Below are 11,588 nucleotides of genomic sequence, written 5' to 3' on the forward strand. Positions count from 1 at the left end.
TTATTGTGTATGGTGTTAAGGTCGCCAAATTGGTCTGAACACCGCAATTCCCAAATTGTTACGATGTCTCGCTTTGAGTCTACCGATGGTGTGCGCCACATCAGTTGCAAATTCTGGGCCCAGGTCCAGCGACAGCTTGTTAAGCGAAACTCAGAAGGAAATTTGCCGCACTTATGGGCGCCATGCAAAGTTGCGTCCGATCGAGAAAAAGGCAAGAGGGCTTTCGGCTCGCCCAAGCCCGTCTTCGTCACGAACTCGATAGTTTAGGCCGGTATTGATAACCCATTGGGACTCCAACTCATAACTGTACACAGCATTTAAGTCTGTTCGCTGGGTGCGCGGGTCAACCGCCGTGTCGTCGCCCAGGATATGCGTCGCTCCGAGCCCGAGGCGTGAAGACGGCCCAAGTCCGAAGATGTAGCCGACGTCCAAGATGTATTCGTCACGAAAAACGTCATCGGTTGTGTTGACGACGTTGCGATCAAAGAACACGCGCACCTCATCCTCACCAAATTCCTGCACGTAAGAGATGCTACCAATCGGCTCGGTTTTTCCATCGCCGGTAACGGCGACGCCCAAATTGGCGCTAAAACTTCCATTTGCCACGTCGCGACTGCGCCCGACACGCACGCGGTTCAGTCGTCCAGCGGTGCCGAGTTCGGATTCAGCCGTGAAAAATACGTTGCCATTGGGCAGATCTCTCTCTGCATTGATGCTGCCGATAATGCCGCTTTCCAGAATGTCGCCCGAGATTTCGCGCTGTTCGTTAATATCCGTGTAGCCCAGTGTAACGTCGAACCGATTTGCTTCGTTGATTTCCTGCGACAGTCCAAAAACTACTTCCCAAGTCCGCCGATCGGTTTCATCGGGATCGTCTTGGTCAAACTGCTCAGCGAAAAAGTCTATGCTAGCAGTGGTGCGGGGGGAAATGAGAAATCCTATTCCAGCGGTAGCACTGATGGTGGATTCATCGAAAAGATCGGGATTGGTCTGATCGATGTAATCGATATTCAGCGTATCAAATCGAAAAAAATAGTTCACCAAATCCTGACGTCCAAAGTCCATTTGGAAGGCAAGCGCGTATTCTCTCCGTGTCCCATCACCTGTCAGGTCGTCGAAATCCGGGGGGAGGTCAATGACACCATCCTCATCGACAAAATCTCGTAAAGATCTCAGAAACCCAATGTCATAGCTTGAGAAATCCAGACCAAGATCTAGGCCAGCATTGGCGCTTTCGCGGCCGTAGTCGAGATCAAATATTGAATCCCCGATGTCGAATTCGCTGCCCTGGTCCGGAAGGTCGGACCAACGTAGAGCGGTAACCGCATCTAAACTGAAACTTTGAACCGGAGTTTCGCTGGATATGCCAAAGGACAAAAGGGTCGATAGGATTGTACCCTGTCCTTCTTCGGGTACATCCAGGCCAAGGTTTCGACCGGATTCGACCCGTTGGCCGATGCCAAACTCGTACTGCGTGCCGCCCGGGTCCAATTCAACAGATTGTGCAATAGCTCTATTGCTTGAAAGTACCACGACACATGTGGCACCGACTAGCAGGGCATGTTGGACATGATTGCAGTTCAAGAGTCAGGTACTTTCCGGTTTATTCGAACAGACGACGTTGCGGGATCACGATGACATCGCCATCCACCAGTCTTGTGGCCCCGCCGGTACCTGTTCCGTCCAGCATCGCATCATAGTTGAACTGATACACCCTTTCCTGTCCCGAATTGTCCGTCCGACGCAGCATAACCCTCTTGGTCGCAGCAAAGCGAGAGAAGCCGCCCATTTCACCAAAAAATTGCAAAAGGGTCGTACCTCGAACAGGTGAATGACGGCCGGGTGAGCCCGCTTCGCCAATGACATAAACGTTGATAGTCTCGTCAGGCAGTGGTGGAACCGGAACGTTAAGCGTGGCTAGTGAAACAAAGACATTTGGGGGTGAAGCGAAGTTTGGTGCCAGCCGGCCCGCCAATTCAGAGCGCACTTGTTCGGCCGTCCGGCCACCGGCCCGCAAGTTACCAGCCAGTGGCAGGTTAATCTGTCCATCTGGAGCTACAAGGATGTCACGGTTCAGAGTCTCGTCTTCCAACACTTCAATTCGCAAAGTGTCCCCCGGTTGAAACCGGTATTCCTGTGCAATTGCTGGTATGGCCAGAAGGCTAATCAAGACCGAAGCAAGCAACGTGTAGATTGATTTCATATCCAAACTCTTTCATCCCTGCTGAAGGATACTGAATGTCATAGCTGTACAAACGAGTACCCTCTTTTGGCGGCACATTGCTGAAATTTCTTTACGACCACCATGATTTCTTGCCGACTGTGTCGAAGTTACCCCGTTTTTTCAGGGCGACTCCACGTTCCGTCAGGGGCGCTGGTTTTAACGTACCCGGCGGAGGGAAACTTTCGTACCACATTTCATTTTTTTCTCATCCTGCGGGATTTTTCTACGCGGCTTCTGGCGTTTAAAGAGGCTGAAAGAGTGACAATCGTCTGATCAATACTGGTTGGTTTGATGACAGGAGGCGCATTGAGTGTTGTTGCGTTTTTTTCCCGCGCTTCATTGGGAGCTGCCGTTGCCACCTACGCGGCCGCCGGGAGCTTCTGCGGATTGTGCATATGACGAATGATTCCGCCGAAACGCTATCCAGCCAAATTGATCCCCGACATATCGTTTTGGCAGAGACATGAACCAAGCTCGCATCTGAAAAGAGGCTTGGTAGCTCATCTGTGCCGCTGAGAAAGGTGGCCACCAAGCCGGCAAGAGTGTGGGCAGAAACCGGTTCATCAGCATACTTCGCAAGGTTTGATCTATCCGCGACGGAAGTACCGTCGTCGTTTCCTTGATGCTAGAGTTGCTGTACCCACCCTAGTGACGCCGGAAATCCTCTCAAGTGTTCTGATTGAGAGAAAATCCTATTGGGCAGAGCCGAGTTTGACGTCGTTCGGGTTTTGCTCAGTAAGGTGAAGCATCTAATTGCAAGCCTCGGAATCCGTATTTGGATCAGCGAGATTTCTGGACACACGTTGATGTGCGCCCTTGGGCGGACAGTCCTGTTCTGCGTCATCGCGCAACTCAGAATAAACGCGGATTGCGGCAAAGTTCTCAAACAACTGTAGCGCGGATTGATGGTAGCGATCAGGCCAATTTTCGAAGTCTCACGCCGTTAGACATTCAGCGTAGCATAGGGCAATCAACGCGGCATCCTGATAAGGCGTCTTAGCATCGCCTCTTCCACTACCGACACCTAGGTGAAACAACTCCACATCAAGTACCGCTGCGGCAGCATGGGATTAGTCTGGATCAACGTTTCAACTCGGTCCGCGCTCAATGTCTCTATGCAAAAGAGTCGCTTGCGACTGCAATAGCACAACTTTTTGGCATTGAAGCGCAATTTTCAGAGGCGAGGGAAAAATCTGGTCGCGGCCATTCGAATAAATGTAGATTCACTCTATAAAACCCTCGAAATAGACAAATTCCCCGTTTAGGCAGAGGGTTGAGTTGTTTTGATTTTGTCAGGTTGATTGGTGACGTGGATATTGGAATTGAATTGAGGCAAAGACGCCACAAGGGCATACGTCTGGTGATAGCGTCATGAAAAGTCTTAAGATTTGTATAACCGGTGCAGGGGGTTTCATCGGTCGTCAAACCGTCGAGTCGGCCCGCGCAGCGGGTTATGAAGTGATCGCCGTAGTCCGCAATACAGCAACTGCTCCTCAATTCTGGGATAGTGATCATGGCATTGAGGTCGTCGAGGTGAATCTTGCCGGACCAGACGCGGCTGACGTTTTGGCGAAACAGTTGTCGGGTTGTGTCGCGATTATTCACGCGGCGGCGAAAATGAGTGGGCCGGCTGATCGCCAGGTCGTGGAAACCAAGGCCATTACCGGATCGGTACTCTCTGCGATGGCGGCATGCACGCCTGCGCCGCGTTTGGTATTGGTCAGTTCGCTATCAGTCTATGATGGTAAACAGTTGCCTCCGGGGGCTGTGCTGAACGAAGAAAGCCCGCTTGAATCCGCGCCACAGTCGCGTGATGCCTATTGCTGGCTGAAATTGCAACAGGAACAGCAGGTACGTACAGCTGCTAAGGCCGCAGGATTTGACTTGTGGGTCTTACGCCCCGGGGCGGTGTTTGGACCGGGGCATCTTTGGAACGGGCATCTTGGGTATCCGGTCGGGCCTGTGCTGCTGGAAATGGAACGCCGCGGGGAGGTTCCGGTTAGCTACGTCAGTCATACTGCGCAAGTTTTGGTGCAAGCCGCGGCAACCCCTGCCGACGGTGTCGAGGTGATTAATGTGATCGATGATGACCGACCTGATCGAGCCGGATATATTGCTGCGCTGCGCAAAGGAGGATGGCCGCGCTTCGTGGTTCCGGTCAGTTGGCGTCTGTTGGACGCCTTTGGCAGAGTGTTGGAGAAGGTACCCGTCGTTGGTACAAAATTGCCCGGGCTACTGCGCTCACCCACATTGCATGCGCGCATGAAACCGCTGCGGTTTGAGACGACCCGCCTGCATGAGCATTTTGATATCGCAAAACAAAAACCGTTTGCTGAGCTGATGACACAATCGCTGCCCGAAGGGTCGAAGCAATGAGCACGTCTCAACCCATCGCCTATTTGACTGGAGAGTATCCGCGTGCCACCGACACGTTCATTCAGCGAGAGATTTTTGCGTTGCGGGATCAAGGGATCGAGGTTGAAACCTGCTCGATCCGCAAAACGGGCGTCGAGCATCATGTAGGCCTTGAACAACAAGCAGAGTTCGAGAAAACGTTTTATGTCATTGCTGCTGCGAAATCACCGCTGCGCCTGATCGGGTGCCATCTAAAGGCGCTTGTTAAGGCCCCGGGACGGTATTTTGCTTCACTAGGGCTGGCCCTTAGGACGCGTCCCGCCGGTTTGAAAGGTCTTTTGTATCAGCTCTTCTATTTTGCCGAAGCCGCTGTGCTGGCGGACCATTTGGATCGCCGGAACGTGCGTCACCTTCACAACCACATCGCTACGGCGACTTGTACGGTGGCCATGCTGACCAGTCGCATCAGTGGCATACCGTTCAGCTTCACAATCCATGGGCCGGACGTATTTTTCGAGCCAAAACACTGGCGGATCGACGCAAAAATCGGAGAGGCTAAGTTTGTTGCCTGCATTAGCGATTTCTGCCGCAGTCAGTGCATGGTTTTTTCAGATCCGCAGCATTGGGATAAGTTGAAAATTGTTCACTGCGGCATAACCCCTGAGAAATACTTAAGCCAAGGCACGACTGAACGCTCGCGCCCGCATCTTCTCTTTATTGGCCGGCTGGCGGGCGTAAAAGGCGTTCCGGTTCTTCTGGAAGCGCTGTCGCGTTTGGCGCCGGACGTCCCGGACCTGCGCGTCACGTTGATTGGTGATGGGCCAGAACGCGGCGATCTTGAGGCGCGGACACATGCGCTCGGGCTCAGTTCGGTTGTGAAGTTTGCGGGATACCTTTCGCAAAGCAAGGTGGCCGATATGTTGTCCGAGGCCGACTTGCTGGTTCTGCCTAGTTTCGCCGAAGGTGTTCCGGTGACGCTGATGGAGGCGATGGCCAGCGGTCTGCCTGTGCTTGCCACCCGCGTTGGCGGCATTTCTGAACTGGTCGAGGATGGGGTCAGCGGCTACCTTGTTCCGCCTGGTAATGTCGATGCTCTTACTGCACGGCTGCGAGACCTTTTGAGCGATTCTGATTTGCGTGCTCGAATGGGAAAAGATGGCCGGTCCAAGGTAACTGCAGAGTTCAATCAGAAGACCGAAGCCAGCCGATTGGCTAAGCTTATAAACACGACAGATCAGGAGCTTCCAGATGAACGGTGAAAAACCTTCAATTGGTCTGGTACTGATTGGTCGGAATGAGGGCGAACGGCTAGTTCGCTGTCTAGCGTCGGTGCCTGAAGGTGTAGCCGCCGTTGTCTATGTGGACTCGAATTCTTCGGATGACAGCGTGTACCAGGCGACCAAAGCAGGCGCACAAGTGGTCGAGCTTGACCTGTCCCGCCCATTCACCGCGGCACGGGCCCGCAACGCGGGCTGTGCGGCGTTGAAGGAGCTGAGCAAGCCGCTGGATTTTGTTCAGTTCATCGACGGAGACTGCGCAATTGTAACCGGGTGGGTCCAGGCGGCATCCGATGCTTTAGCCGCCAACCCTGACTTAGGGATTGTCACCGGTTGGCGGGCGGAAATCCATCCTGACGCGAGCGTCTATAATGCGCTGTGTGATTTCGAATGGCACCGCCCTGCGGGTTCGATTCAGACCTGCGGCGGCGACATGATGGTGCGGATTCAGGCCTTTGACGGCGTGGGTGGATTTGATGATACAGTTATTGCGGCCGAGGATGATGAATTCTGTTTGCGCATTCGTAAGGCAGGCTGGAAGATCGAGCGCCTGCCGCTGAATATGACCCGCCACGACGCCGAGATGACCCGGTTTTCGCAATGGTGGAAGCGCGCGGTGCGCACCGGGCACGGGTTCGCGCAGGTCGGCGATCTGCATCGTGAGTATTTTACGCGCGAACGCAAGCGCGTCTGGTTCTTTGGTGCGTTCCTTCCAATCGTTGCCTTGCTCGGGCTTGCCCTCTCCGTCTGGATCACGCTAGCGGTGTTGGTCGTCTATATCCTTTCGTACCTGCGAACCTCTAAGGGGCTCATGCGCGACGGGCTAACGCGCCAGTCCGCGTTGCGTCAGTCCGTTCTACTTACCTTGTCCAAACTGCCCAATGTTATTGGAATGCTGACCTATCTGTGGCGCCGAAAACGGGCGGCGCCCATGAAAATAATCGAGTATAAATAGTTATTTATGTTGAAAAAGAATATGTCTCTGAACCAAATTCGTGTCGGCTTGATCGGGGCCGGATATATCGCAACCTGGCACGCAAATGCATTGCGGGCCTGCAAAGGTATTGCCCTCACAGCGATCTGTGATGTCTCACCTAGCGCGGCATCAGATTTCGCAGGCACCTATGGTTTGCAGTCGTTCACTTCGATTGAGGAGATGGCCGCTGCCGATGTTTGTGACGCGGTCCATATCCTGACCCCACCGCATATCCACGCTGATTTGGCGCAGCGCTGCCTTGAGCTAGGGTTTCACGTTATGGTCGAAAAACCCTTTGCGTTGTCACAAGCCGATTGCCAGGTGGTTGCGTCGGCAGCCGAGGAAGCCGGGCGTGTGGCCGCCGTCTGTCATAACTTCCTGGGCGTGCCTTCGTATGAGAGGTTAAAACAAACCTGTAGATCGGGCGCGCTGGGCCGCATCAACAGTGCCGAGTTCAACTGGCGTTTTCCCTTGGCCCCTTTGCGATCCGGCCCTTATGGCCTTTGGATGCTGCAAGAAACACGAAATTTGTTGTTCGAACTAGGCCCGCACCTCTATGCTTTTGCGGTTGATCTATTTGGTGAGCTTCAGGATTTTCGGTTGCAGGTCGGAAAGCCAGTGGCTTTGCAAGGTGGTCAGGTGCGGCCGCAAAGTCTGCAAATCCAAGCGCGGGCCGGGCATGTCGATCTAACGATCAATCTGGAATTGGTCGAGACTATGGACGACCGGTCGGTTGTGGTGCATGGGTCTTCGGCCATGGCGCGGCTTGACTATGCTAGCGACACATTGACCATTCGACGCGAGAACACATCGGACATTGTCATCAATCCATTTCGTCAGCAAATGGGTCTAGCAGGACAGCATCTGCGCGAGGGTGTGGTCAATGGTGCCAGGCAACTGAGTTCGCTGAACCGAAAATCCCCATACGCGCTGAGCTTTATAGGAGCGTTCGATCGGTTCTACGAAGCGATCCGGTCCAATACACCGGTGGACGCCCGGTTTTCGGCCGAGGCCGCCGGTGCCGTCATCGGGGCCATCGAGCAAACTGCGGCATTGATCCCTGATGAATATACCGCTCTCCCAGACCCGGTTGTTCCGTCCGTTCCTTTGAAACCCACTGTCATGGTAATAGGCGGCACCGGTTTCATCGGACGGCATCTGACACGTGCCTTGGTAAAAACCGGCCGTCAGGTGCGGGTGCTTAGCCGGGGTCGCCACGGACCTTTTGAAGACATTGCGGATCAGGTTGAAACCGTTGCGGTTTCGTTGCGCAACAAAGATGGCTTGATCGCCGCGATGGATGGGATCGAAGTTGTCTACAACCTTGCCAAGTCGCTGGATAGCACATGGGAGGGCTGTCTGGAAAACGATGTCGGTGTGGCCGTTCGTGTGGCCGAAGCGGCGCAGGAGGCCGGTGTCAAAAGGCTGATTTATACCGGGACCATTGCGTCCTATGACATGTCCGATCCGGCAAAAACAATCACCGAACAGACCAGCTTTGGTGACGATATGAGCGACCGCAACCTCTATGCCCGGTCAAAAGCTGAGTGCGAAAAGCGGCTTTTGGAGATGCACAGAACGCAAGGGTTGCCGCTGGTGATCGCGCGCCCCGGAATTGTGATCGGCGAAGGCGGGCCGCTGCAACATTGGGGTATTGGGCGCTGGCACGGGGCCGGTGCTGTGCGGATCTGGGGTGATGGGCACAACATCCTACCTTTCGTGTTGATCGACGACATCTCAGACGCGTTGATCGCGATGATCGACAAGGACGAGGCCGTGGGTCAGTCGTTCAACCTCATCGGCGAACCAATGATGAGCGCGCGAGACTATTTTGACGCGATCCATCAGGCCTTGGGCGCGCGGATCGAGGTCAAGAAAGGGGCGTTCTGGACCTTTTATCTGTCCGGCAGCGTCAAATACCTTCTCAAACGATATGTGGTGGGTCTGCGCGATCTGAAAAATCAGTCTTACAGCGACTGGAAATCGCGGGGACATCTGTCACCTTTCAGCAATGAGCACACCAAAGAGGTGTTGGGCTGGGCTCCCGAGACGGACCAAGATGCCTTTGTCCGCAAAGGCATCACTGATGCCAACCTGTTCGGGTTCTAGCGTGCTGCGGGTTTCGGAATGAAGTTCATTGGCCAGCGCATATCCGGGCTGTTGCCCGACCGCGAAAGTCTGAGGCACAAGATTCTGGCCTCAGCAGCGCTGTCAACCATGGTGTTCGCTATGCAGGTGCTGGCGCGGATCATTTCGACCGTTATTCTGACGCGCATATTGACGCCTGAGATTTTTGGGGTCTTCGCGGTCGTGATGACCTTTATCTTTGTGCTTGAGATGTTTTCCGATCTTGGGGTTAGGTCGCTTATCCTGACTCGCGAAGGCGAGTTGGATGATGGGTTCCTGCGTTCATGCTGGACTGCACAAATTTTGCGTGGGGTTCTAATCCTTCTGGTGTGCGTCCTTCTGGGTTTTTGTGTCGCGTGGGGCCAAGATGCACAGTTGTTTGACATCCAATCCAGCTATGGCGACCCGACGCTGCCATACGCGATAGCCGCGATTGGCGGGTTTTCGATTATCAACGGGTTCGCTTCGCCCGCCAAGTTTGTCTATGAGCGCGAGATGAAATTCCGCGAGGTCAGCATTGCGATGCTGATTACTGTGGTTTGCACAACCGTCCTGACCATTGCCTTTGCCTTTTGGCTAAAAAACATTTGGGCCTTGGTGCTTGGCAACTTCGCGAATGCCCTGATCACGGTTTCGCTCAGCTACATAATGTTCAAAGGGCCGGCGATGCGGATGCGCTGGAACAGGAAAGACTTTCGCGTGATAATTGACCGCGGCAAGTGGATTATCGGCCATTCCGCCCTGACGGCAGTGATGACTATGGCGGATCGTTTTGTTCTTGGCTTTGCCATGTCCGCCAGTTCTTTCGGATTTTACTACATTGCCCGTCAGATCGTGGATATGGTTCAGACCTTTTTGAATTCCATCCACGCGCAGATGGGGCTGCAGGTTTTCACCGCCTTGCAGAAGGACAACGCGGCTGAGGCGTTGCGTCGTCGGTATTACCGCTATCGCATTCTTTTTGACGGTCTGGCGATGTTCGGTGCCGGTGCGTTAATGACGTTTTCGCCGACACTTGTGCGTATTCTCTACGATGACCGATACGCCGATGTGGCCGGTATGATTCAGATCCTCGCCATTGGTTTAATTTTGATCGGACCGGGCCTGTTGCGCGAGGCATATAGCGCGCAGCGCCGGTTCCGGGAAATGACGATGCTGAGCCTTGTCAGCGCCGCGACCGTTTGGATCGGTCTGTCGGTTGCGATTTGGGGCTTTAACTCGATCACCGCAGCGCTGTTCGTGGTTGCCTTGCACCGCATCCCCGAGATCACCCTGTTGCTCATCAAGGGTGGACGCGAAAACTGGGTGTCACTCCTGCATGAGATCAGGTTGATCCCATTGGTTCCAGCGGGCGCGTTGGTGGGTTGGGGTATGGCCTGGGCTGTGCAGGCTTTGACCTGAACGCGGGTTACGCTTTGTTCAAAACTTTTTGGACAAGGGCCTCGACGTGTTTCGCGATTGTTTCAGGCTGGAACCGGTCCACAACTTCGGTTCGGCCCTTGGCGCCTAGCCGAACGGCTAGATCCGGGTCTGAGATCAGGCGAAGACAGGCTTTTGCCATAGCCTCGGGATCACCGGAAGGCACCAACAGGCCAGATATCTCGTCCTCAACGATCTCGGGAACGCCGCCGACAGCCGTCGCCACCGTTGGTGCACCGCAGGACAATGCCTCAAGTGCAGCATAGGGGAAGTTCTCATACCGAGAGGCAATGAGCGTGATGCCGTGTTGCATCCGCAGGGTGTCGATCGCGTCCCGGTCCAACTGCCCTCGATAGTCGATACGGTTTCGAATGGCCTCGGGATAGGCCAACAAGGCCTGATCCATGTGCTGCAGCACCTGCCCGGGCAGGGGGACACCGGGGTCTGATCCAACGAAGGTCAGCCGCACGTTTGGGTCCTGTTCGGCGATCTGTTGAAATGCCTCAAGCACTGTATCCCCGCCCTTGATCGAGTCATAGCGGCCGATGAACAGGATATTGCGGATCGTCTCGCGGATCGCCTTTTCTGGGATTGGGGCGGCCATTGGCATTGGGTTGGGGACAATTGCGGTGGGACAGGCAGGCTCACCATAGCGCGCGATCATCTGGTCCAGCACGGCTTGGGAGGGCGAGGTAATTCCTCTACAGGTTCGAAACGTCTCAGCCTCACGTTTGACCCGGGTTCCTATGACGTATCCGTCTGGTTTTTCCGGCAGAAAGTCGGTGTATAGCTCAATGGGTCCATGCAGAGTAACGATCACAGGGATCGGCACATGTTTTTGTACCATGCCGGCGATGCCGTTGGTTTCTTCCATGATCAGGGCTTCGATTCCGCGTGTCTTGATGGCCTGATTCACGGCCTGCGCGATCTGTTCGGCCCGAATGGGGATCGAGGCGGTATTGCGGCCAAATCGGCCAATCAGTTTCTCGGACCATGTCCACGCGCGCGGCTCGGGCAGATTGACCACATCCGGGTCATCATGGACCGCACCCGCGTGGGGGATCACCGTGATCTGATGGCCGTGATGTTTCAGGCCATCAGCAATATGCGCAACGGCGGTGGCGATGCCATTTGCAGCAACGCTGGCAGGCCAAGAGGGCGTGACTAGTCCGATGCGCATTCTAATCCCTTTCCAACGGTCCGCGAATGC

At 54.6% G+C, this 11,588-nt stretch carries 9 protein-coding genes; 5 read left to right on the forward strand and 4 right to left on the reverse strand.

What is annotated here, in order from left to right:
• Positions 1-171: 171 nt before the first annotated feature.
• From ACR0C3_RS21270 to ACR0C3_RS21280, 3 genes are all read right to left on the reverse strand, one after another.
• Positions 172-1,491: a hypothetical protein gene (locus ACR0C3_RS21270; protein WP_480760407.1), complete on the reverse strand. Its 1,320-nt coding sequence runs from the start codon at positions 1,489-1,491 to the stop codon at positions 172-174.
• A gap of 112 nt (positions 1,492-1,603) precedes the next feature.
• Positions 1,604-2,203, reverse strand: a complete 600-nt coding sequence (locus tag ACR0C3_RS21275) for a polysaccharide biosynthesis/export family protein (RefSeq protein WP_480760408.1) — start codon at positions 2,201-2,203, stop codon at positions 1,604-1,606.
• A gap of 215 nt (positions 2,204-2,418) precedes the next feature.
• Positions 2,419-2,583: a hypothetical protein gene (locus ACR0C3_RS21280; protein WP_480760409.1), complete on the reverse strand. Its 165-nt coding sequence runs from the start codon at positions 2,581-2,583 to the stop codon at positions 2,419-2,421.
• Between the two features lie 1,012 nt (positions 2,584-3,595).
• Here ACR0C3_RS21280 and ACR0C3_RS21285 point away from each other — a divergent pair.
• Genes ACR0C3_RS21285 through ACR0C3_RS21305 form a run of 5 tightly spaced genes read left to right on the forward strand, consistent with a single transcriptional unit; the run spans position 3,596 to position 10,360 of the window.
• On the forward strand, positions 3,596-4,600 hold the full coding sequence (locus tag ACR0C3_RS21285) for an NAD-dependent epimerase/dehydratase family protein (RefSeq protein ID WP_480760410.1): 1,005 nt from the start codon (positions 3,596-3,598) through the stop codon (positions 4,598-4,600).
• Positions 4,597-5,838: a glycosyltransferase family 4 protein gene (locus ACR0C3_RS21290; RefSeq protein ID WP_480760412.1), complete on the forward strand. Its 1,242-nt coding sequence runs from the start codon at positions 4,597-4,599 to the stop codon at positions 5,836-5,838. The genes ACR0C3_RS21285 and ACR0C3_RS21290 overlap by 4 nt, the downstream gene beginning before the upstream one ends.
• A complete protein-coding gene (locus ACR0C3_RS21295; RefSeq protein WP_480760413.1) occupies positions 5,828-6,811 on the forward strand; it encodes a glycosyltransferase family 2 protein in 984 nt (327 codons plus the stop codon). Before ACR0C3_RS21290 ends, ACR0C3_RS21295 begins: the two co-directional genes overlap by 11 nt.
• A 21-nt stretch (positions 6,812-6,832) precedes the next feature.
• Positions 6,833-8,941 carry an NAD-dependent epimerase/dehydratase family protein gene (locus ACR0C3_RS21300; RefSeq protein ID WP_480760415.1) on the forward strand — a complete coding sequence of 703 codons (2,109 nt, stop codon included), beginning with the start codon at positions 6,833-6,835 and terminating at the stop codon, positions 8,939-8,941.
• An 18-nt stretch (positions 8,942-8,959) separates the two neighbouring features.
• Positions 8,960-10,360 (forward strand): oligosaccharide flippase family protein, encoded by a 1,401-nt coding sequence (locus ACR0C3_RS21305; RefSeq protein ID WP_480760417.1) that lies wholly within the window; start codon positions 8,960-8,962, stop codon positions 10,358-10,360.
• 7 nt (positions 10,361-10,367) lie between these two features.
• On the opposite strand, the gene ACR0C3_RS21310 is transcribed toward ACR0C3_RS21305, so the two are convergent.
• Entirely contained in the window at positions 10,368-11,558 is a 1,191-nt protein-coding gene (locus tag ACR0C3_RS21310) for a glycosyltransferase family 4 protein (protein ID WP_480760419.1), read from the reverse strand.
• Positions 11,559-11,588: the final 30 nt, after the last annotated feature.

The sequence above is a fragment of the Ruegeria sp. CK3 genome (assembly GCF_056536565.1).

Bases quoted from the DNA above. Each gene is read 5' to 3' on its own strand.
- ACR0C3_RS21305 (WP_480760417.1), top strand. From the start codon at position 8,960: ATGAAGTTCATTGGCCAGCGCATATCCGGGCTGTTGCCCGACCGCGAA.
- ACR0C3_RS21295 (WP_480760413.1), top strand. From the start codon at position 5,828: ATGAACGGTGAAAAACCTTCAATTGGTCTGGTACTGATTGGTCGGAAT.
- ACR0C3_RS21300 (WP_480760415.1), top strand. From the start codon at position 6,833: ATGTCTCTGAACCAAATTCGTGTCGGCTTGATCGGGGCCGGATATATC.
- ACR0C3_RS21285 (WP_480760410.1), top strand. From the start codon at position 3,596: ATGAAAAGTCTTAAGATTTGTATAACCGGTGCAGGGGGTTTCATCGGT.
- ACR0C3_RS21310 (WP_480760419.1), bottom strand. From the start codon at position 11,558: ATGCGCATCGGACTAGTCACGCCCTCTTGGCCTGCCAGCGTTGCTGCA.
- ACR0C3_RS21275 (WP_480760408.1), bottom strand. From the start codon at position 2,203: ATGAAATCAATCTACACGTTGCTTGCTTCGGTCTTGATTAGCCTTCTG.
- ACR0C3_RS21290 (WP_480760412.1), top strand. From the start codon at position 4,597: ATGAGCACGTCTCAACCCATCGCCTATTTGACTGGAGAGTATCCGCGT.